This window comes from Bradyrhizobium sp. MI1.7, from assembly GCF_055811795.1.
This window is the reverse complement of record NZ_JBVVPO010000016.1, coordinates 125,272-151,777: the sequence shown is the minus strand read 5'-3', so window position 1 is coordinate 151,777 and position 26,506 is coordinate 125,272. Positions and strand designations below refer to the sequence as shown.

The 26,506-nt window shown below is 65.1% G+C and carries 27 protein-coding genes; 15 read left to right on the top strand and 12 right to left on the bottom strand.

Annotated features, from left to right (window positions below; genetic code table 11):
- Window positions 1-1,080: FAD-dependent monooxygenase (locus tag AC0L3X_RS17660; RefSeq protein WP_473316565.1), on the bottom strand; the 1,080-nt coding region annotated here is incomplete at its 3' end.
- A 147-nt stretch (window positions 1,081-1,227) separates the two neighbouring features.
- Here AC0L3X_RS17660 and AC0L3X_RS17655 point away from each other — a divergent pair.
- Entirely contained in the window at window positions 1,228-1,698 is a 471-nt protein-coding gene (locus AC0L3X_RS17655; RefSeq protein ID WP_063986329.1) for a MarR family transcriptional regulator, read from the top strand.
- 66 nt (window positions 1,699-1,764) lie between these two features.
- Here AC0L3X_RS17655 and AC0L3X_RS17650 read toward each other — a convergent pair whose 3' ends face one another.
- The 3 genes from AC0L3X_RS17650 to AC0L3X_RS17640 all read right to left on the bottom strand — a co-directional run bounded on the left by AC0L3X_RS17650 (window position 1,765) and on the right by AC0L3X_RS17640 (window position 5,988).
- Window positions 1,765-3,027 carry an O-antigen ligase family protein gene (locus AC0L3X_RS17650; protein ID WP_063982933.1) on the bottom strand — a complete coding sequence of 421 codons (1,263 nt, stop codon included), beginning with the start codon at window positions 3,025-3,027 and terminating at the stop codon, window positions 1,765-1,767.
- A 168-nt stretch (window positions 3,028-3,195) separates the two neighbouring features.
- The gene (locus tag AC0L3X_RS17645; RefSeq protein ID WP_473316564.1) at window positions 3,196-4,734 is read right to left on the bottom strand and encodes an undecaprenyl-phosphate glucose phosphotransferase; all 1,539 of its coding nucleotides are present in this window, start codon (window positions 4,732-4,734) and stop codon (window positions 3,196-3,198) included.
- Between the two features lie 120 nt (window positions 4,735-4,854).
- Window positions 4,855-5,988: a glycosyltransferase family 4 protein gene (locus AC0L3X_RS17640; protein ID WP_063982935.1), complete on the bottom strand. Its 1,134-nt coding sequence runs from the start codon at window positions 5,986-5,988 to the stop codon at window positions 4,855-4,857.
- A gap of 201 nt (window positions 5,989-6,189) precedes the next feature.
- Between AC0L3X_RS17640 and AC0L3X_RS17635 the strand changes: the two genes are divergently transcribed.
- On the top strand, window positions 6,190-8,487 hold the full coding sequence (locus AC0L3X_RS17635; protein WP_231142096.1) for a GumC family protein: 2,298 nt from the start codon (window positions 6,190-6,192) through the stop codon (window positions 8,485-8,487).
- Between the two features lie 252 nt (window positions 8,488-8,739).
- Here AC0L3X_RS17635 and AC0L3X_RS17630 read toward each other — a convergent pair whose 3' ends face one another.
- Window positions 8,740-9,921 (bottom strand): GNAT family N-acetyltransferase, encoded by a 1,182-nt coding sequence (locus AC0L3X_RS17630; protein ID WP_473316563.1) that lies wholly within the window; start codon window positions 9,919-9,921, stop codon window positions 8,740-8,742.
- A gap of 112 nt (window positions 9,922-10,033) precedes the next feature.
- Between AC0L3X_RS17630 and AC0L3X_RS17625 the strand changes: the two genes are divergently transcribed.
- Window positions 10,034-11,077 (top strand): polysaccharide deacetylase family protein, encoded by a 1,044-nt coding sequence (locus tag AC0L3X_RS17625; RefSeq protein ID WP_063982938.1) that lies wholly within the window; start codon window positions 10,034-10,036, stop codon window positions 11,075-11,077.
- On the opposite strand, the gene AC0L3X_RS17620 is transcribed toward AC0L3X_RS17625, so the two are convergent.
- Entirely contained in the window at window positions 11,074-11,289 is a 216-nt protein-coding gene (locus AC0L3X_RS17620; RefSeq protein WP_063982939.1) for a DUF2842 domain-containing protein, read from the bottom strand. The two genes, AC0L3X_RS17625 and AC0L3X_RS17620, sit on opposite strands and share 4 nt — an antisense overlap.
- Before the next feature lie 110 nt (window positions 11,290-11,399).
- Between AC0L3X_RS17620 and AC0L3X_RS17615 the strand changes: the two genes are divergently transcribed.
- Window positions 11,400-12,476, top strand: a complete 1,077-nt coding sequence (locus AC0L3X_RS17615) for a COX15/CtaA family protein (protein WP_473316562.1) — start codon at window positions 11,400-11,402, stop codon at window positions 12,474-12,476.
- Between the two features lie 5 nt (window positions 12,477-12,481).
- Here AC0L3X_RS17615 and AC0L3X_RS17610 read toward each other — a convergent pair whose 3' ends face one another.
- The 4 genes from AC0L3X_RS17610 to AC0L3X_RS17595 all read right to left on the bottom strand — a co-directional run bounded on the left by AC0L3X_RS17610 (window position 12,482) and on the right by AC0L3X_RS17595 (window position 15,969).
- Complete coding sequence (locus AC0L3X_RS17610; RefSeq protein WP_063982941.1) at window positions 12,482-12,826, bottom strand: hypothetical protein; 345 nt, start codon at window positions 12,824-12,826, stop codon at window positions 12,482-12,484.
- Between the two features lie 202 nt (window positions 12,827-13,028).
- On the bottom strand, window positions 13,029-14,309 hold the full coding sequence (locus tag AC0L3X_RS17605) for an O-acetylhomoserine aminocarboxypropyltransferase (RefSeq protein WP_028149015.1): 1,281 nt from the start codon (window positions 14,307-14,309) through the stop codon (window positions 13,029-13,031).
- Window positions 14,310-14,436: 127 nt separating this feature from the next.
- Window positions 14,437-15,021, bottom strand: coding sequence for a CoA-binding protein (locus tag AC0L3X_RS17600; RefSeq protein WP_063982942.1), 585 nt, complete (start codon window positions 15,019-15,021; stop codon window positions 14,437-14,439).
- A gap of 123 nt (window positions 15,022-15,144) precedes the next feature.
- Window positions 15,145-15,969, bottom strand: coding sequence for an enoyl-CoA hydratase (locus AC0L3X_RS17595; protein ID WP_063982943.1), 825 nt, complete (start codon window positions 15,967-15,969; stop codon window positions 15,145-15,147).
- 86 nt (window positions 15,970-16,055) lie between these two features.
- Here AC0L3X_RS17595 and AC0L3X_RS17590 point away from each other — a divergent pair, with 86 nt between their 5' ends.
- From AC0L3X_RS17590 to AC0L3X_RS17565, 6 genes are all read left to right on the top strand, one after another.
- Entirely contained in the window at window positions 16,056-16,484 is a 429-nt protein-coding gene (locus AC0L3X_RS17590) for a PaaI family thioesterase (RefSeq protein WP_039147848.1), read from the top strand.
- Window positions 16,485-16,642: 158 nt separating this feature from the next.
- On the top strand, window positions 16,643-17,107 hold the full coding sequence (gene rplM / locus AC0L3X_RS17585; protein ID WP_008137961.1) for a 50S ribosomal protein L13: 465 nt from the start codon (window positions 16,643-16,645) through the stop codon (window positions 17,105-17,107).
- 1 nt (window position 17,108) lies between these two features.
- Window positions 17,109-17,588 carry a 30S ribosomal protein S9 gene (rpsI, locus tag AC0L3X_RS17580; protein ID WP_007611021.1) on the top strand — a complete coding sequence of 160 codons (480 nt, stop codon included), beginning with the start codon at window positions 17,109-17,111 and terminating at the stop codon, window positions 17,586-17,588.
- A gap of 230 nt (window positions 17,589-17,818) precedes the next feature.
- A complete protein-coding gene (locus AC0L3X_RS17575; RefSeq protein ID WP_231142094.1) occupies window positions 17,819-19,039 on the top strand; it encodes a GGDEF domain-containing protein in 1,221 nt (406 codons plus the stop codon).
- A gap of 70 nt (window positions 19,040-19,109) precedes the next feature.
- The gene (locus tag AC0L3X_RS17570) at window positions 19,110-19,346 is read left to right on the top strand and encodes a hypothetical protein (protein ID WP_063982945.1); all 237 of its coding nucleotides are present in this window, start codon (window positions 19,110-19,112) and stop codon (window positions 19,344-19,346) included.
- A 99-nt stretch (window positions 19,347-19,445) separates the two neighbouring features.
- Complete coding sequence (locus AC0L3X_RS17565; RefSeq protein ID WP_028155908.1) at window positions 19,446-19,742, top strand: antibiotic biosynthesis monooxygenase family protein; 297 nt, start codon at window positions 19,446-19,448, stop codon at window positions 19,740-19,742.
- Window positions 19,743-19,818: 76 nt separating this feature from the next.
- Here the strand turns inward: AC0L3X_RS17565 and AC0L3X_RS17560 are convergent, their stop codons facing one another.
- On the bottom strand, window positions 19,819-20,952 hold the full coding sequence (locus AC0L3X_RS17560; RefSeq protein WP_473316561.1) for an AI-2E family transporter: 1,134 nt from the start codon (window positions 20,950-20,952) through the stop codon (window positions 19,819-19,821).
- A gap of 137 nt (window positions 20,953-21,089) precedes the next feature.
- On the opposite strand from AC0L3X_RS17560, the gene AC0L3X_RS17555 reads away from it, so the two are divergent.
- Both AC0L3X_RS17555 and AC0L3X_RS17550 read left to right on the top strand, forming a co-directional pair.
- Window positions 21,090-21,806 (top strand): hypothetical protein, encoded by a 717-nt coding sequence (locus tag AC0L3X_RS17555; RefSeq protein ID WP_063982947.1) that lies wholly within the window; start codon window positions 21,090-21,092, stop codon window positions 21,804-21,806.
- Window positions 21,807-21,896: 90 nt separating this feature from the next.
- Window positions 21,897-22,670 carry a gamma-glutamyl-gamma-aminobutyrate hydrolase family protein gene (locus AC0L3X_RS17550; protein ID WP_354131595.1) on the top strand — a complete coding sequence of 258 codons (774 nt, stop codon included), beginning with the start codon at window positions 21,897-21,899 and terminating at the stop codon, window positions 22,668-22,670.
- Between the two features lie 50 nt (window positions 22,671-22,720).
- On the opposite strand, the gene AC0L3X_RS17545 is transcribed toward AC0L3X_RS17550, so the two are convergent.
- Window positions 22,721-23,698 carry a GlxA family transcriptional regulator gene (locus tag AC0L3X_RS17545; RefSeq protein WP_063982949.1) on the bottom strand — a complete coding sequence of 326 codons (978 nt, stop codon included), beginning with the start codon at window positions 23,696-23,698 and terminating at the stop codon, window positions 22,721-22,723.
- 151 nt (window positions 23,699-23,849) lie between these two features.
- Between AC0L3X_RS17545 and AC0L3X_RS17540 the strand changes: the two genes are divergently transcribed.
- From AC0L3X_RS17540 to AC0L3X_RS17530, 3 genes are all read left to right on the top strand, one after another.
- On the top strand, window positions 23,850-24,107 hold the full coding sequence (locus tag AC0L3X_RS17540) for a tautomerase family protein (RefSeq protein ID WP_014494824.1): 258 nt from the start codon (window positions 23,850-23,852) through the stop codon (window positions 24,105-24,107).
- A 177-nt stretch (window positions 24,108-24,284) separates the two neighbouring features.
- Window positions 24,285-25,688, top strand: coding sequence for an NfeD family protein (locus AC0L3X_RS17535; RefSeq protein WP_063982950.1), 1,404 nt, complete (start codon window positions 24,285-24,287; stop codon window positions 25,686-25,688).
- Window positions 25,685-26,446, top strand: a complete 762-nt coding sequence (locus tag AC0L3X_RS17530) for a slipin family protein (RefSeq protein WP_063982951.1) — start codon at window positions 25,685-25,687, stop codon at window positions 26,444-26,446. The genes AC0L3X_RS17535 and AC0L3X_RS17530 overlap by 4 nt, the downstream gene beginning before the upstream one ends.
- Window positions 26,447-26,506: the final 60 nt, after the last annotated feature.

The window sequence follows — 26,506 nt, the reverse complement described above, 5'->3', positions numbered from 1 at the left end:
GCTGTTGCCGTTGCGGCGCGCCATCGCGACGATCTTTTCCGTGCGCGGGCGCCGCTCGGCCTCGAAAGCCTGGAAGGTGGCGCCGAGCTCCTGGCCCTCCTGCATCAGCCGCGCGAGCCGCATCGCATCCTCGAGTGCGAGCGAAGCGCCCTGGCCCGCGTGGGGGCTGGTCGCATGCGCGGCATCGCCGATCAGCAGGGAGCGCTTGCGCGACCAGGTCGGCAAGGTCGCGACGTCGAGCGTGTCGGTGACCACGATATTCTCGGCCGCGTCGATGATATCGGGGATCGGATCGTGCCAGCCGTGATGGAAGCCGCGCAGATGCTGCTTCAGCGTCGCGTGGTCGAGCGCGCGGAACATCGCCGCGTCCATGCCGTGCGCGGGCTGCGTGCTCCACCACATCACGCCGTCGTTCGGATCCGGGCTGCAATAGCCGTAACCGAAGAAGCCGCTCTTGCCGAACGTGGTCTCGACGTGCCGGCCGATCGGCCTGCCATCGAGGACGGCGTGCGGCACGAAGCCGCCGAACCCGATCAGCCCGGTGTCGAACGGTTGCGGACCGTCCGGCACGACCTGGCGGCGCACGACCGAGTGCACGCCATCGGCGCCGATCAGAAAGTCGCCTTCGGCCGTGGTGCCGTCGGAGAAGTAGGCGATGATCGGCTGGTCGCCGCGGTCCTCGATCTTGATCAGGCGCTTCTCGAAATAGAGCGAGACGCAGGCGCACCAGGCCTTGTCGATCAGGATTTCGTTCAACGTTGCGCGGCAGACATTGACGGCCGGCTGGCCGAAGCGCCGCGCCATGTCGCGGTTGATCGAGCCGAGCCGTTCGCCGCTCTGCGAATAGAAGTCGAAGGATTCAGCGATCGAGCCGCGGCTGATCAGCTCGTTCGCGAGCCCGATCTCGTCCAGCACATGCATGCCGTTCGGTGCGATCTGGAGGCCGCCGCCGATACCTTTCGAATAAGGCCAGGCCTCGTAGATCGCGGATTCGATGCCAGCGCGGCGTAGCAGGATCGCGGTGACGGGCCCGGCGATACCGGCGCCGATGATCAGGGCCTTGCGGGGACGGTTGGACATGGCTTGCTCCCGACGTTTCCGTGGTGCTAGGAGAAATTACGGTTGCTAAATCTCTTAGTAGCTAAGATATATATCGACTAAGATATGAGGTCGGCCTTGTCAAGGACGAAGGCGCGCGCGGCGCTGTTGCAGGAGCTCGAGGAGGCGATGCGGCGGTCGTCCGCGCAGGGCGTGCTCTATGGCCAAACGGTTGCAAACGTTGCCGGAATTGCCAATTCCGACCTCGAATGCATGGACATCCTCTATCTCGAAGGACGCGTCACCGCGGGCCGGCTTGCCGAGGTCACGGGGCTGACGACGGGCGCCATCACCGGCGTGGTGGACCGACTCGAGAAGGCCGGGCTGGTGCGCCGCGAGCGGGACGAGCAAGACCGCCGCAAGGTCTTCATTTCCGTCGTGCCCGAGACGGCGATGAAGATCGGCCAGCTCTACGTGCCGATGCAGCAGGCGATGGAGAAGGTGTTTGGCGCCTATTCCGACGAGGAGCTGCGCCTGCTGCTGCGCTTCGCGACCGAGGGCTACAAGGGCGTGCTCGCTGCAACCGAGGCGCTGAAGGGCCTGCTCGATACGCCGCCGGAAAAGCGGCCCGATCTCAAGCTGAAGAAGCTTCGTCGCTAGAGCGTTTTCGAGCGAAGTGGATACCGGTTCGCGTCAAGAAAACGCGTCAAAACAGAAAGCCAGACATTACCGTTCCGATTCCATCGGAACGGTATTGTCCTTGATCTTGTAAGCCTGCGCAGCCGCGATCATGCCCCACATCGCGCCCAGCATCATCCAGAAGTGCCGCCAGTGGTCGGTGTCGATCACGAAGCTCTCGCCGACGGTGCCGACGAAGGCGGAGAAGATCGCCAGATAAGCGCGCTGCCAGGGCACACGGACGAAGATGTGCCTGATACCCATGATCACGGTGGTGAAGACCAGCGCGGGGTAGCACACGCCGGAGAGCCAGCCGCCGGACATGAAGGCGTTGAGGTAGGAGTTGTGGGTGTCCTCGGGGAAGTAGCGGTGGAATTGCAGGGGGCCGATGCCGAACGGCAGGTCGAGCGCCATCTCCGCGCCGAGGATGTGCCGGCCGAACCGGCCGAAGCGGCCTTCGTCATAGCTCTGGTCGAAGCTCGCGCGTTGCTTGAACATCTCGGCGGTGGAATCGAATGACAGCAGCACCGCGATCAGCGCGAGGCCCAGCACCGCGGCGACGATCGCCATGACGACGATGCGCGAGCGTTGCGCGTTGGTGCGGCTGGTCAGCACCATCAGCACCAGCATGAAGGCGGAGGTCAGCACCAGTCCGCCCCAGGCGGCGCGGGAGAACGCGAGCAGGATCGCCAGCGACATGATGCCGAAGGCGATGACGTTGCGGAACGCCTTGGCAAACTTGTCGGAGACCACGCTCTGGAGCGCGAACAGCGCCGGTAGGATCAGGAAGGCGCCGAGCACGTTCGGGTCCTTGAACGTGCCGCGCGCGCGCCCGTAGAGTGTGAGGAGATCGTCTCCGCCGGGAACCAGATGGAAGTAGCCGGCGACCGCAGACAGCGAGGCGACCATCGCGCCGACCACGAGGCCGCGGCGGAGCATGTCCAGCCGGGCCGCGGTGTCTTCCGAGGTGACCATCGCGAAGAACACGACGGTGACTGCCATGTACCACGAGGTCGCAATCCAGCTCGCCACCTCGGACTGTTCGTACAGCGGGACCGCGCTGATCGTGTAGCCGACATTGAGCAGGACCAGCATCAGGATCAGCGGCATCAGCACGAGCCGCAGGCGCAGACCGGTCGCGAAGAAGGTGACGGCGGCCAGCAGCGTCACGATCTCGTAGGGGCTCGGCTCGATGAAGACGATGGCGCCGGAGGCGCCGGCCAGCCACACCAGCGCGCGCTGGATAGCCAGCACGCCGGGCGCAGCCGGTGCGGCTAATTTCACTCCACCGGCTGTCGCCGCATACGCCATCACATGCTCATACGCTTACGCAACTTGTACGCCACAACTTCCGCCGTCATGCCCCGCGCAGGCGGGGTATCCAGTACGCCGAGCCGTTCGTGGCAGTTTCCACTGCCGGCGATTACTGGATCGCCCGGTCAAGCCGGGCGATGACAGTGTGGCTCGGGGGTAGCAAACTCAATACGCGTTCTCGTTCTTGGTCAGCAGCGAGACCGGCGTCTTCAGGAGAATGACGAGGTCGAACAGCACCGACCAGTTCTCGATGTAGTAGAGGTCGAATTCGACGCGCTTCTGGATCTTCTCTTCATTGTCGATCTCGCCGCGCCAGCCGTTGATCTGGGCCCAGCCGGTGATGCCGGGCTTGACGCGGTGACGAGCGAAATAGCCGTCGACGGCTTCGTCGAAAAGGCGGCTCTGGAGCTTGCCCTGCACCGCATGCGGACGCGGGCCGACCAGGGACAAATTGCCTGAGAACACCACGTTGAAGAGCTGCGGCAGCTCGTCGAGGCTGGTCTTGCGGATGAAGCGGCCGACGCGGGTGACGCGCGGATCGTTCTTGGTCACGACCTTGGAGGCGGTCGGGTCGGCCTGATGGTGGTACATCGAGCGGAATTTGTAGACGTCGATGCGCTCGTTGTTGAAGCCGAAGCGCTTCTGGCGGAACAGCGCCGGGCCGGGGCTGTCGAGCTTCACCGCCAGCGCCACCAGTCCCATCACCGGCAGGGCTGCGAGCAGCGCGAGGCCGCCGACGATGCGGTCGAACAGCCACTTCATCACCAGGTCCCAGTCGGTGATCGGCGCCTCGAACACGTCGAGCGTCGGCACCTCGCCGAGATAGGAATAGGAGCGGGGACGGAAACGCAGCTTGTTGGTGTGCGCGGAGAGCCGGATGTCGACCGGCAGCACCCAGAGCTTCTTCAGCATCTCCAGGATGCGGGTCTCCGCCGAGATCGGCAGCGCGAACAGCACGAGATCGACGCGGGTGCGGCGGGCGAATTCGACGATGTCGTCGACCTTGCCGAGCTTGCGCGCGCCGGCGCAGGTGTCGAGCGCGCGACTGTCGTTGCGGTCGTCGAACACGCCGAGCACGTGGATGTCGGAATCCTCCTGGGCATTCAGCGCCTCGACCAGTTGCTCGCCGTTGCTGTCGGAGCCAACGACGATGGTGCGGCGGTCGAGCCGGCCCTGGCGTGCCCAGGCGCGCACCAGCGAGCGCAGCACCAGACGTTGGGAGATGAGCGCGGCGAGCCCGAGGAAGTAGAAGGCGGCAAGCCACAGCCGCGACATTTCGCTGCCGAACTTGGCGAAGAAGGATACGCCGATGAACAGCAGGAAGACGAACGACCAGGAGGAGATCATCCGCGTCATCTGCCGGAGCTGACCGCGGAACAGCTGCACCTGATAGATGTCGGCGGCCTGGAAGCAGACCGCGACGGCGATGATCTGCGCGGGATAAACCCAGCTGAAGGAGCCGGCGAGCGGCATGACATAGCCGACATAGAGCGCGATGCCGACGAGGCTCAGCAGGGCGAAATCGGCCAAACGGACGAAGCCGGTGATCACGATCGGAGAATAGGCGCGGGCGACCTTCTGGTTGACGACGTCGAGCGCGGCGGGCGAGAGCCGGCGGCGGCGCTCCACAAACGGTTGGTCAGCTGGCTTCGCCGCGGCGCCTGTCGCGGCGTCGAGCATCGAGCGTGCGTTGAGCGGTTCCACGGGCGTCCACGTCCATTCCAAAAAACCCGCGGGTCGCAGCGTTGCGCCCCGGGCGAGCATCCCCTGGCACGTCGATTATCGGACAAATCGGAAGATTCTCTAAAGCGGTCTTAAGGATGGTTAATGATTGGCAAATGCGTCGCGATAACCCGCGAGCACGCCGTCAACCATCGCCTGCTGGGAGAAATGCGCGGAGATGCGCTCGCGCAGGGCGGATGCGCGCTGCGCGGTCGCCTGCGGATCGTCGAGCGCGGCCGCGATCGCCTCCGCCATCGCTTCGGCATTGCTCGCCGCGAACAGGGCCGGGCTCTCGGGCCCAAAAATCTCGGGGATGCCGCCGACGCGGGCCGCGATCATGGGAATGCCGGCAGCTCCAGCCTCGATCACGACGTACGGCATGGAATCGCCGCGCGAGGGCACGACCAGCAGCCGCCCCTTGGAGAAGCCGTAGCGCGCCTTGACGTGACCGATGAAGCGGATGGCGCTCGAGAGGCCGAGCCTGTCGACCTGCGCCTTCAGCGCCGCCGTCTCCTCGCCGTCGCCGCCTAGCGTGAGCGTGACCTTCTTGCCGCCCTCGTGCAGGCGCGCCACCGCATCGACCAGCAAATCCGCGCCCTTGATGTGCCTGAACTCGCCGACATAGGAGAGGTCGGTGGCATCGTCGGCGATGCTAACAGGCTCGAATTCTTCCGGCGTCACGCCATTGAAGACGCAATGCACCACGCCCTTGGGTGTGCCGACGATGCGCTGATAGGTGTCGCGCGCAAACGCGCTCTCGAACAGAAACAAGTCCGTCGCGTCCATCAGCGTGCGTTCGAGCCGCGCGTAAAACTCGCCCTTGAAGGTGTTGAGGGGATAGTGCAGCGAGCCGCCATGCGGGGTGTAGATGCGGATGGTGTCGTTGGATCGCCGCCGCATGCGGACGAAGGCGCCGGCCTTGGCTCCGTGGCCGTGCGTGACGTCGGGTTTGAGCGCGGCGATCAGGCGCCGCATCCGCAGCCACACCAGAAAATCGTCAGGCGACGGTTCGCGACGGATCGCCAGCCGGTGCACGCCGAGCTTCAGCCGCGGCGCGAGCTCGGCCAGCGCCTTGTCCGCGCGCTCACCACCGGTGAGGCTGTCGGCGAGAATCCCGACGTGATGACCGCGATCGACCTGACCGTTGGCGAGATCGAGGATGTGGCGGAAGATGCCGCCCACGGGAGCGCGCACGGCGTGCAGGATGCGGAGCGGCCGGTCGGGAGAGGGGGGCATGATCAGAACCAGCGCTCGACGGCGAATGCTCGAACAATTCTCGAAATATCGAGATGGATTAAGAGCCCTCGTGGTTAACAAACGGTGTCGGCGCGGTGCGCGCCGGTCGCGGCAGGGCGCGATTAACCCAGCAGCAACCTTAATGGAGTGTAATCGCCCCGGTTGAGGTAGAGTCGCAGCGTTGCCCTGCGGGAGTGTTCGATGCGTTTAGCGTTCTGGCGTGCCGGCAAGGACAAGGCGGTGGTCGAGCGGGCTATTTCGAAGCCCAAGGCCGAAGCCAAATCGACCGAAGCCGCGCCCAAGATTGAAGCAGAGCTTGCGCCCGTTGCTGCGAAGCAGGCACAAGCCGAATCCGGCGACATCGATTTGCACGCGCTCGGCGCGGTGCTCGCCCGCAAGCGCGGCTGGATCATCGTGCCGACGGTGCTCGCGCTCGTCGCGTCGATCGCCGCCGTCAATCTCATCACTCCGCGTTACAAGTCGGAATCCCGCATCCTGATCGACGGCCGCGAGAACGTGTTCTTGCGGCCGAGCAGCGACCGCAGCACCGAAGAGCGGCAGTCGCTCGATCCCGAGGCGGTGACCAGCCAGGTGCAACTCGTGCTGTCGCGCGATCTCGCGCGTGAGATCATCAGGAAGAACAAGCTCGCGGAGCGCCCCGAATTCGATCCAGTGCTGCAAGGCATTTCGCCGCTGAAGTCGCTCGCGGCGCTGATCGGCATCGGCCGCGATCCGTTTTCGATGACGCCGGAAGAGCGGGTGCTAGATGCCTATTACGAGCGGCTCCAGGCCTACGCCGTCGACAAGTCGCGCGTGATCGTGGTCGAATTCCAGTCCGCCGATCCCGACCTTGCCGCGCGCGTCGCCAATTCGATCGCCGACGGCTATCTCGTGCTCCAGCAGAATGCGCGCCAGGATCAGGCCCGCAGCGCCAGCCAGTGGCTTTCGGGCGAAATCGAAAATCTGCGCAAGAAAGTCTCCGACGCCGAAGCCAAGGTCGAGGACTTCCGTTCCAAGTCGTCGCTGTTCGTCGGCACCAACAACACCACGCTCTCGAACCAGCAGATGGGCGAGGTCAATACCCAGCTCAACAACGCACGCTCGATGAAGGCGGATGCTGAATCCAGGGCGCGGCTGATCAAAGAGATGCTCCAGAGCGGCAAGCCGATCGAGGCGTCCGAGGTGGTGAACTCCGAACTGATGCGGCGGCTGTCGGAGCAGCGGGTGACGTTGCGGGCGCAGCTTGCCGAACAGTCATCGACGCTGCTCGGCAATCACCCGCGGATCAAGGAGCTGAAGGCGCAGCTTGGCGACCTCGACAACCAGATTCGCGACGAAGCGGCCAAGATCTCGCGCTCGTTCGAAAGCGATGCGCGGATCGCCAGTGGCCGGGTCGACGGCCTGACGGCGAGCCTCGATCAGCTCAAGAAGCAGGCGACCTCGACCAACGGTCAGGACGTCCAGCTCCGCGCGCTCGAGCGCGAAGCCAAGGCGCAGCGGGACCTGCTCGAGACGTATCTTGGGAAGTATCGCGAGGCCAGCACCCGCGAAAGCATCGATACCGCGCCGGCGGAAGGCCGCATCATCTCGCGCGCCATCGTCTCGAATACGCCGGCCTATCCGAAGAAGCTGCCGATCGTGCTGATCGCGACGATCGCGACGCTGCTGCTCTCGTCCGGCGTCGTCGTCACCGGCGAGCTGTTGCGCCAGACCGCGCCGCGCGCGGCGGCCGTGTTCACGCCGGCGCAGACGCAGGCACCGGTGCGCCAAGAGCCGGTAGTCCACCAGCCGCTGGTCCAGCCGGTCGTCCAGCCGGCGGCTGAACCGATGCTCGATCCGGTTGTGGAGGACCTTACGCCGCTTCAGCCCGAGATGACGGCCGATGCCGACGTCACTGAATTCACCGAGATCGAGCATCTGGCCGACAGCCTGCGCGCTGCGGGGCCGGCGGCGAAGAAGGTCACGGTGCTCGGCACCGCGGCCGGCGAAGCTATCACGCTGTCGACGCTGACACTGGCCCGGCACCTGGCGCGCGATGCGCGCGTCGTTGTGGTCGATCTCGCCGCATCCTCGCCGACCATCGCCGCGGTGTCCGTCGATGCTTCGGCTCCCGGCCTCGCCGAGCTGATGCAGGGCGAGGCCTCGTTCGCGCAAATCATCACCCGGGACAAGCTCTCGCGGCTGCATCTGGTCATGGCCGGCCGTCCCGGCTTCGACCGCAGCCTGCTGCAATCGCCGCGGGTGACGCTCGCGATCGATGCGCTGCTCCGCGCCTACGACCACGTGCTGGTGGACGCCGGCAGCGCCTCGGACCTCCCGGCCGAACTGCTGACGGCGCATGCCCGCGCCGTCGTGGTGCCCGATGCCTCGATGGCGCCGGATGCCCGCACGCTGATGTGCGAGCAGCTGCGGGCCGTCGGCTTCAGCGAGGTAACGATGCTGAGCAGGCCGGTGCAGCCGTCGGACGCGGCCGAAGCACCGCGCGGCGTGGCGGCGTGATCTCTCTTACCCTCTCCCCTTGCGGGAGAGGGTGGCTCGCCGCGTAGCGGCGGGACGGGTGAGGGGTATCTCTCCGCGAGTCTCATGGCCGTTTAAATTTGCGGAGACATACCCCTCATCCGGCGCCATAGCCGAAGCTTCGCTTCGGCGTTCCTAAGAACGGCGGCCGAAGGCCGCCTATGCAACCTTCTCCCGCAAGGGGAGAAGGGAAGGGCAGCTCGCAAGTGGCTAGAGATTGAGAGGCTGTGACGCCTACCCGAACGTCTGCCGCAGCCGCCGCGCCAGATCGAACAACATCTGGTTCTGCTTCACCAGCCGTTTGCCGTGGCTCAGCGAGGACATCGCCATCGCCGCGAGTTTTCCGCGCGCGGTCAGGGGCACGAAGCTGTCGAAAATGTCGTCGTCGTCCTTGCAGAACATGCGTTTGTAATCGTCCGAGCCGATGCCGAGATCGAGCGAGCGGTAGCCGCGTTCGGCGTAGCGGTCGATGATGTAGCGCATCAGGATCAGCCCGGGGCTGTAGCGGGCGTGCTCGGACATCGTGTAGGTGTTGAACATCATCGAGAAGCGCTGGCCGTCGGCGACGCCGGCGAAGATCGCGATCACCTCGTCGTCGCATTCGAGCGCATGGATGTCGATGACGCGGCCTTCGCCGCGCGGCGACAGGCATGCGCTGCGGATGAACGCTTCGACGCCGGGCTCGGCAAAGACGTTGGGCAGTTTCTGTTCGGCCATCCGCGCCGGCTTGACCCGGAAGAACCAGTCGAGCAGGCGGGTGACGTCCGCATCCGTGGTGGCGAGGTGATAACGATAGCCGGCAAGCGCCTGGAGCTTCTTTTCCTTGCTCTTGAGGCGGCGGCGAAAGGAGTTGCTGATCCGCGATGTGGGCGGCCCGCCCGGCTCCATCGCCAGGAGAGGGCAGCCGTTGATCGCACTCTGCCGCGGCAGCTGCGCGAACGGGTTGTGCTGGTCGTGCCAGCGCAGCGGCTGCTGCGTCAGCGCGAGCACGTCGGCATGCTCGCGCAGCGGCGCAAGCAGCGCGTCGAGATCGGCGCTGGCGACCTCGGCGGCGAACGCGGCGTTCCACAGGCCCATGTTGAAGGTGGTGTGCTTGCCGCCCATGAAGCAGGCCGTGCGCACGCCGTGGCCTTGCCGCAGCGAGAGCGGCAGCAGCAGGAGCGGCTGGCGCTCGGTGTCGCGGGCAATGACGATGAAGGGACTGGCGCCGTCGTGGCTGCCGACCAGCCGTTGCCATGGGCTGAGCAGGTCGAAGCGCTGGTAGGGCGTGAAGAGGTGACCGCTCTCCTCGAACGCGCGCCAGACCGTCTCGGCCTCGGCCAGATCGGTGACGATATCGACATACGCGATACGGCTCGCTTTCGACCGCGCTGGCGATTCTGCCGTCCGGCTTTGCATCGCCGCAGCCATGGTCATTCACGAAACCTGTCGAGAAACGAAAAATTTGCGTATTTCGGCCTGTGGCCGACCTTTGCAAAGAAATGTCAACAAAGGGTAATGACAATCAGGCGAACGCGAAGGTGGGACATTGGCATCCGACGACAGATGGCTGGAGCGGTTGCGGCTCGAGCTGGCCTGGTTCACCGGTCAGGCTGTGCTGCGCAGCCGCGGCGCCGGCGCGATCCTGCGGTTTCAGCACGTGCGGCCGCGGCGGCGCGGCGCGTTTCAGCCGCTGCGTGAAAGCGAGATCAGTCCGCAATTTCTCGATCGCGCCATTGGTGCGCTGAAGCAGTGGGGATATGACTTCCTCGGCATGGACGATGTCTGCCGCCGCGCGGTGACGCTGCCGGAGAAGCGGCGCTTCGTGGCGCTAACCTTCGACGGCGCCAACAAGGACCTCATCAGCTTCGCCTATCCAGTGCTGGCGCGCCACGCCGTGCCGTTCACGATCTATGTGCCCACCGCGTTTCCCGATGGAGTCGGAGAGGCCTGGTGGCTCGGGCTCGAGCGGATGATCGCGCGCGAGAGCCGCATCAACCTGATGATGGGCGAGAAAGAGCAGCGCTTCACCGTCACAGGCAACGCCGAGAAGCAGGCGCTGTTTTCGTTCGTCGAGAGCTGGCTGCGCTCGTTGCCGCCGGCGGATTTGTCGGCTGCGATCGCCGATCTCTGCACGCGCTACCGGGTCGACCTCGCCGCGCTCTCGCGCGAAGCGTCGATGGATTGGGAGGATCTGGCAAAGCTTGCGGCGGATCCGCTGGTCACGGTCGGCAGCGCGACGGTGAACTATCCCGTTCTCGCCAACATGAAGGACGCCGCCGCGTTGCGCGAGATGACGATGGGCAAGGCGGTGGCGGAAGCGGCCTTCGACCGCGAGATCAGGCACTTGGCCTTTCCGTTCGGCGATCGCTCGTCTTTCCGGCGCAGCCATGTCGTCATGGCGGAGGAGGCCGGCTTTGCCAGCGCCGTCTCGACCATCCCCGGCATCGTGGACGCGGAGGGGCGCACCAATCTGCGCGCATTGCCGCGGATTTCCTGGGACGGCCGGATACAATCACTGCGCATGCTGCGTGTGCTGGTGTCCGGTGCTGCCTTCGCGCCGGTGAAACCGACCCGCAGCGTTACGAATTAAGATTTGACGCGATCCGGCCGCTGCATCCAACTCACGATCGGCATCGCCGGCAGCACCCAGCCCATGCCGACCACCACGTAGTAGATCGCCTGCCACCAGCCGGACTCGGCGATCCACGGCATCTGCGCCAGCGCCATGCCGAGCAGGGCCCAGACGGTGGCCAGCACCAGGAGCAGGATGGCGCCGAGGAACTTGCGGGTGCGGATCGTCATGGCGGAATGCTGCGGCCTTCGCGTAACTTGCGCTGCGGGAGCGGGGGACTATAAGGGGCACGCAGTCCGGTTCAAGTCTCTTTGCAACAAGGCTTGGTTTTGCCCCTGAAATGACGACGATTTTCGCTCCGACCAATCCGCATCGCGCCGTGCGCTGGTGGCTGATTTCCGTGGCCGCCCTCATCGCGCTGATGGTGCTGGTCGGCGGCGCGACGCGGCTGACGGAATCCGGCCTCTCGATCGTCGAATGGAAGCCGGTTACGGGCAGCGTGCCGCCGCTGTCGGAGGCGCAGTGGACCGAGGCCTTCGAGGCCTACAAGAAAATTCCGCAATATCGCGAGCTCAATGCGGGCATGAGCCTGTCCGAGTTCAAGGAGATTTTCTGGTGGGAATGGAGCCACCGGCTGCTCGGCCGTTTCATCGGCGTGGCCTATCTGCTGCCGTTCCTGTTCTTCCTGTGGCGCGGCGGCCTGTCGGGTAAGTTGAAACGGCGGCTGTGGCTGCTGTTCGCGCTTGGCGGACTCCAGGGCGCCGTCGGCTGGTGGATGGTGGCCTCGGGCCTCACGGAACGTGTCGAGGTCTCGCAATATCGACTGGCGACGCATCTGGTGCTCGCGCTCCTGATCTTTGCCGGCATCGTCTGGACGGTGCGGCGGCTCGCCGAGCGGCCGCAGATCATTGCGCCCGCGCGGCTGAGATTCACGAGCGTGCTGCTGCTCATCGTGACCTTCGTCCAGATCTATTTCGGCGCGCTGGTCGCGGGTCTGCGCGCCGGGCGTGCCTACAACACCTGGCCGCAGATCGACGGCGCGTTCATTCCCGCAGGCGACCGGCTCTGGTTCGAGACGCCGTGGTGGCGCAATATGTTCGACAACGTGCTGACGGTGCAGTTCGAGCACCGTATGACGGCCTATGCGCTGTTCGTGCTGGCGGCGCTGCACGCGTTCGATGCGGTACGCTCGCGCACGGCGGCCGGCGGTGCGCTCTGGCTGTTCGCCGCGGTCAGCCTGCAGGCTGTGCTCGGGATCCTCACGCTGCTCAACCAGGTGCCGATCGATCTCGCGCTCTCGCATCAGGCGGTCGCGATCGTGGTGCTCACGCTTGCGGTGATGCAGGTGGAGCGGCTGGCCTCGCGACAATCTGCGCAGGCGCAGCCGCGCGCGGTTCCGGTCGGTCAGGCCGGCTGATCAGGTCAGCAATAGCCGTAGACGCCGCAGGCGTAGGGCAGGCGCCAGAAATAGCCGACCTGCGGTCCGCCGTAGTACGGGCCCTGATAATCGTAGCTCCAGGGCCGGCCATAATAGCCCGGCAAGGTGCTGGAGCCGGGCAGGAGCGGCGTGCCGGGCAGGTTGCGGATGTAGCTGCCGATGCCATAGGCCGGCGAGATCAGCGCATCCGGATCGGTCTCGACATAGACCTGTGGCGGGTCCTGCGGCGGCACGGCAGCGCGCCGTCTCGCTGTGGCCGGCAGATCGGCGGCAACGGCAGCTGAGACCGTCAGCATGGCGGCAAGGGCAGGTACCATCCAGCGCAGCATCGTCGGCTCCGAATCAAAGGGGCGATCCAAGGACGATGTATGCGGCAGATATGGTTAATGACTGTTAACTGACTGCGGCCAAAACGGCCGCCGTCATTCCGGGGCGGTCCGGCAGGACCGAACTCAGGTGCGCAATTGCGCACCTGAGAATCTCGAGATTCCGGGTCTGGTCCTTCGGACCATCCCGGAATGACGATGGCAATTACGCCCCCAGCGCCTGCTCCAGATCTGCGATCAGATCTTCCTTGTCTTCGATGCCGATCGAGAGCCGCACCACGTCGGGGCCGGCGCCGGACTTCACCTTGGCGGCGTCGTCGAGCTGGCTGTGCGTCGTCGAGGCGGGGTGGATGACCAGCGAGCGGGTGTCGCCGACATTGGCCAGGTGCGAGAACAGCTGCAGCTTCGACACCAAGCTGACGCCGGCGTCATAGCCGCCCTTCAGGCTGAAGGTGAACACGGCGCCTGCGCCCTTCGGCGCGTATTTCCGCGCGAGCTGATTGTACTTGTCGCTTGCCAAGCCCGCATAGCTCACCGAGGCCACCGCCGGATGGCCGGCGAGGAATTCGGCGACGGCCTTGGCGTTGTCGCAGTGCTTCTGCATGCGCAGCGGCAGCGTCTCGATGCCGGTCAGGATCATGAAGGCGTTGAACGGCGACAGCGCGGGTCCGAGATCGCGCAGGCCCAGCACGCGGCAGGCGATCGCGAAAGCGAAATTGCCAAAGGTCTCCTGGAGGCGGATGCCGTGATATTCGGGCCGCGGCTCCGACAGCATCGGATATTTGCCGCCCGTGGACCAGTCGAACGTGCCGGCATCGACGATGATGCCGCCGAGCGAATTGCCGTGGCCGCCCAAAAATTTCGTCAGCGAGTGCACGACGATGTCGGCGCCGTGATCGATCGGGCGGATCAGGTAGGGCGAGGCCAGCGTGTTGTCGACGATCAGCGGCACGCCCGCCTTGCGCGCCACCGTCGAGATCGCCTCGATGTCGGTGATGCTGCCGCCGGGATTGGCAATGGACTCGATGAAGATGGCCTTCGTGCGCGGCGTCACCGCGCGCTCGAAGCTTGCGATGTCATCGGAATCGGCCCACACCACGTTCCAGCCGAAGCTCTTGAACGCATGCGAGAACTGGTTGATCGAGCCGCCATAGAGCTTGCGCGCGGCGATGAATTCGTCGCCGGGCTGGAGCAATTGCTGCAGCACCACGACCTGTGCGGCGTGGCCCGAGGCGACCGCAAGCGCGGCGGTGCCGCCTTCGAGTGCGGCAACACGCTCTTCCAGCACCGCGTTGGTGGGATTGCCGATGCGGGTATAGATGTTGCCGAATGCCTGCAGGCCGAACAGCGAGGCGGCGTGGTCGGCGTCGTTGAAGACGAAAGAGGTGGTTTGATAAATCGGGGTCGCGCGCGCACCGGTGGTGGGATCGGGCTGTGCACCGGCATGCACGGCGAGGGTCGAAAATCCCGGAAGGCGATCGCTCATTGAGGGCGTCCTGTTCTTGTGATCTGAAATCGCGCGGCATGCTGATCGGCGACGCGCCCGCCGTCAAGGCGCCGCTTCACATCACGGCGCTACGATTGTCACGTTCGCGCAACGGAAGTCTATTGCGTCAGCTCTGCTCGGTCTTGTTCTTTGCTGCGCGATCGGAAGCCGCGGTGTCACCGCCGCTGACACTCATCCGATTGAGGGATAGCCGCATGCCTTGCGTCGGAGCCGGCGGCCGTTTGGAGCTCAGCGTGCGTGAATTGACGCCCATCCAGGAGATCTCCGACGACAAGCGGCCATATTCGATCTTCGGGCAGCGGTTCATTACGACCTTGATACCGACCGATTCCGCTTTCGCCGCTGCCGCGTCGTCACGCGCGCCGAGCTGCATCCAGATCACCTTCGGCAGCGGATCGAGCGTGAGCGCTTCTTCGACCACCGGCATGATGTGGCTGGAGTTGCGAAAGATGTCGATCATGTCGACGGGGCGGGCGATGTCGGAGAGCGAGGCGACAAACGGCTTTCCGAGCAGATCCTTGCCGACATGGCCGGGATTGACCGGGATCATGTCATAGCCGCGCTGCGCCAGATATTTGAACGCAAAATAGCTCGGCCGCACATTGACGGGCGAGGCGCCGACCATCGCGATCGACTTCACGCTGTTGAGGATGCCGCGGATGTAATTGTCGGGATAGGCGTCGTGGTTCATCTTTTTCTTTCTCTGACCCTCATGGTGAGGAGCGCGGCCCGCGCGTCTCGAACCACGAGGCCACAGTCGGGCCTCCATCCTTCGAGACGCCGCGTTCCGCGGCTCCTCAGGATGAGGAGTTGACTATTCATCCCGCCATGTTGGCGTGCGCTTCTCGATGAAGGCGCCGATGCCTTCCTCGGCGTCGCGCGCCATCATGTTCTCGGTCATCACCTCTGCCGCATAGCGATAGGCGTCCGCAAGGCTCATCTCGGCCTGGCGGTAGAACGCCTCCTTGCCGAGCTTGACGGTGTAGGCCGACTTCAGCGCGACCTGTTCGGCGAGGGCAATTGCGGCCTCGCGCTCGGTGCCGGCCGCGACCACGCGGTTGATGAGCCCGATCTCGCGGGCGCGCGTGGCCGGGATCGGCTCGCCGGTCAGCAGCATTTCCATCGCCTGCTTGCGCGGCACGTTCCGCGACAGCGCCACCATCGGCGTGGAGCAGAACAGGCCGATATCGACGCCCGGCGTGGCGAAGCTCGCCGCTTCCGAGGCGATCGCGAGATCGCAGCTTGCCACGAGCTGGCAGCCGGCCGCGGTCGCAATGCCCTGGACGGCCGCGACCACGGGCTTCGGCAAATGCACAACCGCCTGCATCATCGCGCTGCAGGCGGTCATCATCTCGGCAAAGAAGGCGCGGCCGCGATCCGGGTCAGTGCGGCGCGCCGTCAGCTCCTTCATGTCGTGGCCGGCGGAGAAGGCGGGGCCGTTGGCTGCGATCACGACGCCGCGGACCGCCTTGTCGTCGCGGATCTCATTGAGCTCGGCATGCAGGCTTGCGATCATCGCCTGCGACAGACTGTTGCGGGCGGCCGGGCGGTTCAGCGTCAGGACCGCGATGGGCCCTATGGTCTCGCGCAGCAGGCTCGACGGTTGCGGGGAGGGGGCGCGGGCGGCCTGGGCGGACATCGAAGCGTTTCCGGTTGGATTCTTGCAATTGGATGACGCAGATAACTTAATGTAACAGGGGACGTGAAGCGAGGGTGAGGCGAAGCATGGCGTTAGCGAAAATGAGCGTGGCGGAGGTCGAGCAGTTTCTCCGTGACGAGTTTCCCCAGGCCTTCAGCGGCGATGACATCACGATCGAGAGCGCCGACGGCCAGACCTGCCTTTTGCGCCAGCGCTACAGCGAAAGGATGCTGCGGCCGGGTGGAACCGTGTCCGGCCCGACGCTGATGGCACTGGCCGATTTCGCGATGTACGTGGTGCTGCTGTCCGCGATCGGGCCGATCGGGCTTGCGGTCACCACCAATCTCAACATCAACTTCCTGCGCAAGGGCCAGCCCGGCCAGGATGTGCTGGCGGAGGCGCGGCTGCTCAAGCTCGGCAAACGCCTGGCGGTCGGCGAGGTGAAGCTGCTGTCCGGCACGTCGCCCGATCCGATCGCTCATGTCACCTCGACCTATTCCATTCCAAATGTTTGAGCTTTTCGCAGGTAATATAGCACCATAATTTTAAGATATTGATTTTGCTATTGTAATTCCCGCTCTGGGGCATTGACCGTTGTGCGTCTCTTCTCTAGAAAACCGCCCAGTCCGGCGCGGTGTTCGCGCCGATATCTCCCGTCCACGGAAACTCCGATATGAAAACCTTTTCGGCAAAGCCGGCTGAGGTGACGAAGAAGTGGGTACTGATCGACGCCAAGGGTCTGGTCGTCGGCCGTCTCGCCACCATCGTCGCCATGCGCCTGCGCGGCAAGCACCTCCCGACCTACACCCCGCACGTTGATTGCGGCGACAACGTCATCATCATCAACGCGCAGCATGCGGTCCTCACCGGTCGCAAGCGCGAGCAGAAGACCTATTACAAGCACACCGGTTATGTCGGCCACGTCAAGGAGCGCACCGCGCGCCAGATCCTTGAAGGCAAGCATCCCGAGCGCGTGCTCGAGAAGGCCGTCGAGCGCATGATCCCGCGTGGTCCGCTCGGTCGCGTCCAGATGGGCAACCTCCGCGTCTATGGCGGCGCCGATCATCCGCACGAGGCCCAGACGCCCGAGAAGATCGACATCGCCAAGTTGAACCGCAAGAACACGAGGGCCGCATAACATGGCCGAATCCATCCAGTCGCTCGACCAGCTCTCGCAGCTCAAGACGGCGGCGGCGCCCGACGCGCCCAAGCACGAGAAGAAGGTCGACAAGTTCAACCGCGCGTACGCCACCGGCAAGCGCAAGGACGCGGTCGCCCGTGTCTGGATCAAGCCGGGCGCCGGCAAGGTCACGGTCAATTCGCGCGAGGTCGAGGTCTATTTCGCCCGTCCCGTGCTGCGCATGATGATCGAGCAGCCGTTCTCGGTGGCCGCGCGTTCCGGCCAGTACGACGTGATCTGCACGGTTGCCGGCGGTGGTCTGTCCGGCCAGGCCGGTGCCGTCCGTCACGGCATCTCCAAGGCGCTCACCTATTTCGAGCCGGAGCTGCGTACCGTGCTCAAGAAGGGCGGCTTCCTCACCCGCGACTCCCGCGTGGTCGAGCGCAAGAAGTACGGCAAGGCCAAGGCCCGCCGGTCCTTCCAGTTCTCGAAGCGTTAATCGCTTCGGTCACATTCGCCGCGAAAGCGGCTTCAATGAGATGCAAAAGGGCGCTGATTTCAGCGCCCTTTTTGTTGTTCGTTTGTATGCAAATTGATGACGTGTTTCCCGAAAACTTGGCCCCGCATGAAAACCTGAATGGAACTCGCGGGACATAGCGTCGCATCTGGAAGGGCGCGCAAGTCGGCTGGGCCGATCGCGTAACTTGCTATGTCTAGAAGGGGGCCGACATGATGTCGCTCGATAGCATCACGCTCTATTTGGTCGCCACCATGGTTGCCGCACTGCTCGGCGCCATGATGGTGTTTTTCGGCAAGCAGGAGAACAGCCCCGCGCTGAAATGGTGGGGCACCGCGTATCTCCTCGGCGCAGCGTCCGTCGCGCTATGGACCGCGGCCGGCGACAAGCTCGGCCCGCATCTTTACCTTGCGCTGAACGCAGTCGGCTTCGTCGCCTGCGGCATGGTGTGGAATGCGGCGCGCGTCTTCCACGGCCGCAAGCCGAATTGGCCGGGTCTCCTTGTCGGCGCGCTGGCCTGGGCCGCCGCCGTGACGCTGCTTGATCCCGCCGCGTCCATGCTGCGCATGATCGTCGGCGCCGGCATCGTCTCGGTCTATGCGGCACTGACGGCGAGCGAGCTCTGGGTCGAGCGGCGCAAGAGCCTGCAACGGCGCTGGCCGGCCTTCGTGGTGCCGGTGCTGCACGGCTGCGTGCTGATGCTGCCGATCGTGCTCGGCAGCTTCCTGCGTCCGAACGATGCCGGCTTCTCCGGCAGCATCTGGGTCACCGTGTTTGCGGTCGAGCTCATCCTCTATGCCGTCGGCACCGTGTTCGTGATCTTCATGCTGGTGTCGGAGCGCACGGTGACGGCGCACCGGACCGCCGCGTCCACCGATCCCCTGACCGGCATGCTCAACCGCCGCGGCTTCTCGGAAGCCTGCGGGCGCGTGATCGAGCGCGAGGCCAAGGCCGGCCGTCCCGTGACCGTGATGATCTTCGACATCGATCACTTCAAGTCGATCAACGACCGCTTCGGCCATCCTGCCGGCGACGAGATGCTGAAGCTGTTCTCGACCGTCGTCGTCAGCAACCTGCGCATGACCGATATGTCGGGCCGCATCGGCGGCGAGGAGTTCGCGGCGCTGCTGCCGTGTTCGCTGGAGGAGGGTGTCCTGGTTGCCGAGCGCGTGCGCGAGGCGTTCGAGACCTCCGGCGTCGTCGTCGATGAGGGCCCGGTCGACACCACTGTCAGCATCGGCGTCGCCGGCGGTCCGGCCGGCACCGAGCTCGAGGTGCTGCTGGCCTCGGCCGACACCGCGCTCTATCAGGCCAAGCGCGGCGGTCGTAACCGGGTCGAGGCGGCGGAGGAGCTGCCGCTGTCGCTGGAGAACTGGCGCCGCCAGAGCGCGGCGCGGGTTGGTGCGCCGCAGGCGCGTCCGGCCACCGCCTGAAGCCAAGAGGCGCCTCAAGAGGCGCCTTCGGTAATCCGCTGTTTACCATTCGATCCCTACCATTGCGGTCATGGAAGCGATCCGTCGACAGAACCCGCAGGCTGCCCTGATGTCGCTCGAAGCCGCTGCGGCCTCGGCACGCGGCGGCTTCGCTTGCGTGTTCTCCACCGCGGATGAATACGAGCGCGCGCTCATCACCGAGCGCCGCGCCCAGGGGCGCTACACGCAAAGCCGTAGCTACTGGCCGCTCGCGCTGTTCATCGGTTGCGCGCTCATCGTGGCGGGCACCGCTCTGCTGTTCGCCTGAGAGCACGCATTTTTGACCGGTCAGGGCGCCGATTCGGTGCCTTTTTCTTCGTTGCGGTCTACGGTAGACACACCCATCAAACAAACAGGGTGGAAACCGATGATCACCGAGATTGCGCAAATCGACGTCAAGCCGGGCAGCGAGAAGGATTTTGAGGCGGCCGTCGCCAAGGCCAAGGCCGCCTTCGGCGGTTCGAAGGGCTTTCACGGCTTCGAGCTGCACAAGTCGATCGAGAAGCCGCAGCGCTACCGGCTGATGGTGAAGTGGGCGACGCTGGAGAACCACACCGTCGATTTCCGCGGCTCGGAGAATTTCACCGAATGGCGCGGCCTCGTCGGTCAGTATTTTGCTTCGCCCCCGGAGGTCGAGCACACCGAGACCGTGCTGACGACCTGAGCGACTGCACGACGCCTTACGCCGCCTCGTTGCCTGAGCATGATCTTTTCGGAGAACCGCTGCGCACTTTTCCGGATCATGCTGCCAGGGGCGGCGCCTCGTACGTCTTGAAATGGTCGATCATGACCTTGGCGATGGCGACCAGTGGGAGCGCCAGCGCCAGGCCCCAGATGCCGAACACGACGCCGAGCAGGATCTGGAACGCGAACAGCGTGGCCGGCGGGATGTCGAGCGCCTGCCGCTGCAGGATCGGCGTCAGCACATAGCTCTCCATCGCGTGCACGCCCATGAAGAGGAGGAAGGCCGACAGCGCCGGAATCCAGCCCGAGGCGAGGCTCGCGAGCACCACGACGACGCCGGCAATGATGGCGCCGACGGTCGGAATGAAGGCGAGCAGGCCCGCCTGAATCCCCAGGATGAACGAGCCGGGGATGCCGATGATGGCTAGCCCGATCCAGGTCACGATGCCAACCGCGATCATCACGACGATCTGCGCGATCAGCCAGCGTTCCAGCGTCTCGCCGATGCCGTCGATGATCAGGGTGACGCGGGTGCGATGCCTCGCCGGCGCCAGGAACAACAGGCCGTCGTGGTAGACGCCGGGCTGGGCGGCGAAGGACAGCCCCAGGAACAGCACGATGAAGATGTTTCCCACGCCGTGGATGGTGCCGAGCAGGAGCTTGAAGGTCTGGCTCACGATCGCGCCACCGCTGGAGGCCAGCGCGCCGGCGCCGGGCAAGGAACCGCGCGGGGGTGCTGCTGGCGAGGGTGTCGAGTCCGATGGTGGATTGGCCGAAGCGTCAGACGCAGCGCTGCCGAGATCGAAGAAGCTGGTGTCGATCCCGTGGTTGTCCAGGAAGGTCTTCACGTTGCCGATCTGCGACTTGATGGTCTTGCTCAGCAGCGAGGCCTGCTCGGCGATGGTGGCGCCGCCGAGATAGGCGACGCCCGCGAGCAGCACCGCAAGCACGACGCAGACGATCGCGAGCCGGACCGGATGCGGCAGGTGCACGCGGCGGCCGAGCGCGTTGGTCAGCGCGTTGAGGCCGACGCCGAGCAGCATGCCGGTGAAGATCAGCAGCAGCGTGGTCGCAAAATACCAGGTGAAGACCAGCATCGCCGTGAACAGCACGACACCGATGCCGCCGACCGAAATTGCCCAAGCCAGATCGGTGCGGGTCGTGGGGCGTTGGTCTGCGAGGATGGTCACATCATGTCCTTTTCGGCGGCTGCGGGCGGGGCACTCTTTCGGCAAACGCGCTTTCGATCAAGACCGCGTCAACGCGCTGGTTTGACGCTGTCGCGCGAACGGTGCAGAGCGATGAGGAGAAAACAGGTGGGGGGCGCTTGAGTTTCATCAGCAAGTGGGCCGGTCTGCTCGGGCTTCTGGCCGTGATCGTGATCGGTGACCAGATCCGGATCAACCGGCCCAGCCACAAATACCGCCTCACGGTTGAGGTGACGACGCCTGACGGGATCAAGACGGGGTCCGGTGTTCTCGCCGTCGTGCCTGACCGCAACTATAACCGCGGCGGCCGCACCACGATGCGCGGGGAGGCCGTGTTCGTCGATCTCGGCCAAGACGGCGGCAAAGGCAAGAACCTGGTGGCATTGCTGGCGCATCAGCAGGGCGGCAAGCTCGACCTCGACGACATCAACTATGTCGCGCTCCGTGCCTATGGCGCCGCGCGCGGCAACCGCGTCTCGTTCAACGACATCAGCCGGCAGGCCGGCATTGTCCCGGTGCAGGGGGAGTTGATCCCCGTGCTCGTGAGCTTTGGCGATCCCCGAGATCCCCAGACCGCGCGCCTTGTCGCCGGCGACCATGCGGATGCGGTTCTGGGCGATGGCTACGCCGTCCGTGCCCTCACCGTCGAGGTGGTGCCCAACGGGTTTTGGCCGATCGATTTCGGCGGGGTGCTGGGGGAGCCCGTGACGCGCGGAATCGAGGCGAAATTGCCCTGGCTGGCCACGCCGGACGATCCGGCGGCAACCGCGCTGAAGGCCGCCGGCCTGCCCGTCGTGGGGACAACCGAGGCCCGGGAGGCATTTGCGCGAAAATAGCATTGCCGTCCCGCGATCCCTTCTGTTGAATTTGTTCCATCCCAAGGGCATGTTTGGAGAATCTTCTTACGCGGGAGGTCGGAACGGGAGATGAGAAAGCCGGTCGTCGGCGTGATCGGGAACGCCCATCGCGTCGAAAATCGATTTCAGGTCCAGATGGTCGGCGAGCGCAATTTGCGCGCTGTGGCCGAGGTTTCCGGCGGCCTGCCGATGATGTTTGCGGGAGCGCCCGACATCACCGATATCGGCGCGCTGCTCGATGTGGTCGACGGGATCGTGCTTACCGGCGCCCGCGCCAACGTCCATCCGACCCGTTTCAATGTCGACCCGTGCGAGCGGCACGAGCCCTACGACATCCACCGCGACGAGGTGGCACTGGCGCTCTCGGTCGCTTGCGTGTCCCGCGGCATTCCGCTGTTCGGAATCTGCCGCGGCCTCCAGGAGATGAACGTCGCCTTCGGCGGCTCGCTGCATCCGGAGATCCGCGAAATCCCCGGCCGCATGAACCACCGCATGCCCAGGCTCGAGAACGGCGAGATTCACCCTGATCCAACCGTGGTGTTCGCCGACCGTCACGATGTCGACCTCACGCCCGGAGGCGCCTTCGCGCGGCTGCTCGGCTGCGAGAAGATCAGGGTCAATTCGCTGCACGGCCAGGGCATTCTCGACCCCGGCAAGCGCGTGCTGATCGAAGGCATCGCCGAGGACGGCACCATCGAGGCGATCCGCATCGCGGAAGCCCCGACCTTCGCGCTCGGCGTACAATGGCACGCCGAATACGACCCGCAGCGCAATCCGATCAACCGCAAGCTGTTCGAGGCGTTCGGCGAGGCGATGGTCGTACGCCAGCGCGCGGCGGCGTAGCAAGAAGCTCGCTCGCAGCCCTCGACTGAACGGCGCCTTGGTTTCGCAGCTTACGCCGTCCGCTCCATCCGTCGCGCGCGATAGGCCTGCGGCGACATCAGGGTGAGCTTGCGGAAGGCCTTGCGAAAGCTGCTCTCGTCCTCATAGCCGGCCGTGCGTGCGATGGTCTTGATCGGCTGCGCGGTCGTCTCCAGCAGCGTGCGCGCATGCTCGACGCGGCGGCGCATGATGAAGGCTTGCGGCGGCTCGCGCGTGAGCTCCTGGAACTTCCGGTTCAGCGTGCGCTCGCTGAGGCCGAGCGCATCGGCGAGGCGCTTGACCGTCATCGGGCTCTTGCCGGTGCGGCGAACCAGCAGGTCGGCCCGGGTCAGCAGCGGGTCCTGCGACAGCAAATAGCCGACGGGCATGAAGATCGACTGGGTGCGTTGCGCGGTGTCGATGACGACGTAGTCCGCGCAGAGCTTTGCAATCGCCTTGCCGTCGACCATCTCGATCAGCCTGAGCAGGAGGTCGACCCACGACATCGGTCCGGCCGCGCAGACGATGCGGTCCGCGACCGTGATGACGGCGTCGGCGGCGAGGTCGATGGTGGGATGGCGCTGCCGCAGCTCGCCTTGCAGCCACCAGGTGATGGTGGCGCGGCGGTGGTCGAGCAGGCCGCTGCCTGCAAGCAGGAACACGCCGCTGCAGAACGCGCCGATCAGCCGGCCGCTCGCATGCTGCTGCCGAAGCCAGGCGCCGGCGCGGGCATATTGCGGTTGCAGGCGTTCCGCCGTGACGTGATCGACGAGGTTGCCGGGGACGATGATCGCGTCGAAGCGACCGCGTTTGCCGACCGCGCCATCGACGGCGACCATCTGGCCGCCGCCGGCGCGCACCGGCTTGCCGTCGAGCGAAAGCACCTCCCAGGCGAAGCGCGTTTTCGCACCGCTCTGCTGCATCACGTGATTGGCGAGCGACAGGATGTCGGCGACCCCGGCGATCGCCGAATGCATACAGCCTTCCAGCGCCAGAATTGCGAGCTTCATGAGACCTCCAGGACAGGCGCGGCGATCCTAGCCGATCGGCGCGGGGCTGCGTGGCGGAAATTGCCCGATCTCTGTCTCATCCGCCACTGCCTTGCCGGCGCCGTCAGGTCCAGTCTCGTGCCGTCGTCACACGACATCATTGGAGAGAGACATGCCTTACGTCACCATTTCCACCGTCCGCGGCATCCTGGATGCCGGGCAAAAGAAGACCTTGCTCGAACGCGTCACCGATCTCCTGGTCGAGGTCGAAGGGCAGGGCAATCCGGACTTCCGCCGCAACGTCTGGGTCAGGATCGAGGAGCAGGAGCCGGCGCACTGGTCGCTGGGCGGCATGCAGCCGACGCCTGAGATCATCGCCGGCATGTTCGGCACGATCGGCGCGGATGGCGTGCGGGTCCCACGGCCGTAGCAGCACAGCGTGCGCGGGCGGACCAGCCAAAGGCATGGTTCGCCACCGCCCTGTGCTCAATCGATCTGCGGGGCGATTTCCATTGCATCGCACAATCACAATCACGACCATGGCCCGCATGCGGCCGCATTGAGGTTCGCAAGACGCGCACCATATGCTCTGCAAGGGAGCCCTGCCGTGCAGACCATGAAGGCGGCCCTCGTTGCGGCGATTGGCGTCGTGGCTTTGATCTGCTGCCTCCTTCCCAGCTCAGCGGAGGAGAACGGCCGTCTTGCATTGGTCGTTTCGATCGACGGAGCCATCGGCCCTGCGTCGGCCAGCTACGTCAAGGAGGCTTTGGCCAAGGCAAGCGAACGGCGTGCCGAGGTCGTGCTTCTGAGACTGAACACGCCCGGCGGCCTCAATTCCAGCATGCGCGAGATCATCGCGGATGTGCTGGCCTCGCCGATCCCTGTCGTCGGTTACGTCGCGCCATCCGGCGCCCACGCGGCGAGCGCGGGGACCTATATCCTTTATGCGACCCACATCGCGGCGATGGCGCCGGGCACCAATATTGGCGCCGCGACGCCGGTGCAGATCGGCGGGCCGCTGCCGGGTCTTCCGAGCGGACCGGCGGACAAGGGCGGCAAGGACAAGAAGGACGGTGACCAGCAGAGCGAGTCCAAGGATCAGCCCAAGGATGCCATGACGGCCAAGGCGACCAATGATGCGGTTGCCTTCATCCGCAGTCTTGCGGAGCTGCGCAACCGCAATGTGGACTGGGCGGAGAAGGCGGTCCGTGAGGCTGCCACGCTCTCTGCGAACGCCGCGCTAGAGGCTCATGCCATCGATCTCGTCGCGCGCGATCAGGCTGAATTGCTGAGGCAGATCGATGGTCGCGTGGTCGAGGTCGCAGGCGGCAAGACGCAACGCCTGGTGACAAAGGATGCCGTCGTCGAAGCCATCGATCCCGGACCGATATCCCGCTTCCTGGCGGTGATCACCGATCCGAACGTGGCGTTCATTCTCCTGATGGTCGGCATCTACGGCTTGATCTTCGAGTTCATGTCTCCTGGAGCCGTCGCCCCCGGAGTCGTCGGCGCGATCTGCCTGCTGATCGGCCTCTATGCGCTCAATCTGCTGCCGATCAATTATGCCGGCCTCGCCCTGATGTTGGTTGGACTCGTGCTTCTCACCATCGAAGCCTTCAACCCGACCGTGGTGATCGGGCTCGGAGGGATCATCGCGTTCGTGCTGGGAGCGCTGATGCTTTTCAGGGGCGAGGCGCCGGGCTACCACCTGTCGTGGTGGGTGATCGGCATCACCGCAGCAGTGTTCGCCGGCTTTGCGCTCGTCGTGCTCGGTTCGCTTCGGCGCGTCGGCAGGGCTCCTGCACTGGTCGGCGCGCAGGCCATGCGAGGCTTGCCCGCCGAGGTTCTCGACTGGAATGGGAACGAAGGTCATGTCTTCGCCCATGGTGAGCGCTGGCAGGCGCGCGGCGCCGAAACGTTCAAGCCCGGAGAGACGGTCGAAGTCGCCAACATCGTCGACCTGACGCTGCTGATACGGCGCGCACCAACAGGCGAGGGAGGTACATCATGATGCTGGAATATCTGACCTATGCGGCGCTTGCGTTGCTCGTCATCATGTTCCTGTCCCAGGCTATTCGAATCCTGCGCGAATACGAGCGTGGCGTCATCTTTACGCTCGGCCGCTTTACCGGCGTGAAGGGCCCGGGCCTCATCATCCTCATTCCGATCGTGCAGCAACTGGTGAAGGTGGATCTGCGGGTGATGGTGCAGGTCGTGCCGCCGCAGGACGTGATTTCGCGGGACAACGTCTCCGTCAAGGTCAACGCCGTTCTGTACTTCCGCATCGTCGACCCCGAACGGGCCATCATCAAGGTCGGCGACTACATGGCCGCGACCAGCCAGCTCGCCCAGACGACCTTGCGCTCGGTGCTCGGCAAGCACGAGCTCGACGAGATGCTCGCCGAGCGCGACAGGTTGAACGCGGACATCCAGGAGATCCTCGACAAGCAGACCGACGTCTGGGGCATCAAGGTCACCGGCATAGAGATCAAGGACGTCGATCTCAATGAAACCATGGTGCGCGCGATTGCCAAACAGGCCGAGGCTGAGCGGTTGCGGCGGGCCAAGGTGATCAATGCGATGGGCGAGCAGCAGGCTGCCGAAAAGCTCGTCGAGGCCGGCCGGATTCTCGCGCAGGAGCCTCAGGCGATGCAACTACGTTATTTCGCGGCCCTGCACGACATCGCGGGCGAACGGTCCTCGACCATCGTCTTTCCGCTGCCGACGGGGCTGCTCGACCATTTTGTGCCGCGGCGCGACAACCCGTAGCCATCAGCGGCAGGATGACCCATCTTCGGCCCAAATGGAGGTGTCGAATATCGTTCCCAA

What these genes read in the sequence shown, in the direction of transcription:
- AC0L3X_RS17605 (WP_028149015.1), bottom strand. Translation starts at nt 14,309, where the DNA reads ATGAGCGATCGCCTTCCGGGATTTTCGACCCTCGCCGTGCATGCCGGT.
- AC0L3X_RS17565 (WP_028155908.1), top strand. Translation starts at nt 19,446, where the DNA reads ATGATCACCGAGATTGCGCAAATCGACGTCAAGCCGGGCAGCGAGAAG.
- AC0L3X_RS17540 (WP_014494824.1), top strand. Translation starts at nt 23,850, where the DNA reads ATGCCTTACGTCACCATTTCCACCGTCCGCGGCATCCTGGATGCCGGG.
- AC0L3X_RS17600 (WP_063982942.1), bottom strand. Translation starts at nt 15,021, where the DNA reads ATGAACCACGACGCCTATCCCGACAATTACATCCGCGGCATCCTCAAC.
- AC0L3X_RS17635 (WP_231142096.1), top strand. Translation starts at nt 6,190, where the DNA reads ATGCGTTTAGCGTTCTGGCGTGCCGGCAAGGACAAGGCGGTGGTCGAG.
- AC0L3X_RS17610 (WP_063982941.1), bottom strand. Translation starts at nt 12,826, where the DNA reads ATGCTGCGCTGGATGGTACCTGCCCTTGCCGCCATGCTGACGGTCTCA.
- AC0L3X_RS17530 (WP_063982951.1), top strand. Translation starts at nt 25,685, where the DNA reads ATGATGCTGGAATATCTGACCTATGCGGCGCTTGCGTTGCTCGTCATC.
- AC0L3X_RS17595 (WP_063982943.1), bottom strand. Translation starts at nt 15,969, where the DNA reads ATGTCCGCCCAGGCCGCCCGCGCCCCCTCCCCGCAACCGTCGAGCCTG.
- AC0L3X_RS17575 (WP_231142094.1), top strand. Translation starts at nt 17,819, where the DNA reads ATGATGTCGCTCGATAGCATCACGCTCTATTTGGTCGCCACCATGGTT.
- AC0L3X_RS17640 (WP_063982935.1), bottom strand. Translation starts at nt 5,988, where the DNA reads ATGCCCCCCTCTCCCGACCGGCCGCTCCGCATCCTGCACGCCGTGCGC.
- AC0L3X_RS17615 (WP_473316562.1), top strand. Translation starts at nt 11,400, where the DNA reads ATGACGACGATTTTCGCTCCGACCAATCCGCATCGCGCCGTGCGCTGG.
- AC0L3X_RS17655 (WP_063986329.1), top strand. Translation starts at nt 1,228, where the DNA reads ATGCGGCGGTCGTCCGCGCAGGGCGTGCTCTATGGCCAAACGGTTGCA.
- AC0L3X_RS17545 (WP_063982949.1), bottom strand. Translation starts at nt 23,698, where the DNA reads ATGAAGCTCGCAATTCTGGCGCTGGAAGGCTGTATGCATTCGGCGATC.
- AC0L3X_RS17590 (WP_039147848.1), top strand. Translation starts at nt 16,056, where the DNA reads ATGGCGTTAGCGAAAATGAGCGTGGCGGAGGTCGAGCAGTTTCTCCGT.
- AC0L3X_RS17570 (WP_063982945.1), top strand. Translation starts at nt 19,110, where the DNA reads ATGGAAGCGATCCGTCGACAGAACCCGCAGGCTGCCCTGATGTCGCTC.
- AC0L3X_RS17620 (WP_063982939.1), bottom strand. Translation starts at nt 11,289, where the DNA reads ATGACGATCCGCACCCGCAAGTTCCTCGGCGCCATCCTGCTCCTGGTG.
- AC0L3X_RS17650 (WP_063982933.1), bottom strand. Translation starts at nt 3,027, where the DNA reads ATGGCGTATGCGGCGACAGCCGGTGGAGTGAAATTAGCCGCACCGGCT.
- rplM (WP_008137961.1), top strand. Translation starts at nt 16,643, where the DNA reads ATGAAAACCTTTTCGGCAAAGCCGGCTGAGGTGACGAAGAAGTGGGTA.
- rpsI (WP_007611021.1), top strand. Translation starts at nt 17,109, where the DNA reads ATGGCCGAATCCATCCAGTCGCTCGACCAGCTCTCGCAGCTCAAGACG.
- AC0L3X_RS17550 (WP_354131595.1), top strand. Translation starts at nt 21,897, where the DNA reads ATGAGAAAGCCGGTCGTCGGCGTGATCGGGAACGCCCATCGCGTCGAA.
- AC0L3X_RS17630 (WP_473316563.1), bottom strand. Translation starts at nt 9,921, where the DNA reads ATGACCATGGCTGCGGCGATGCAAAGCCGGACGGCAGAATCGCCAGCG.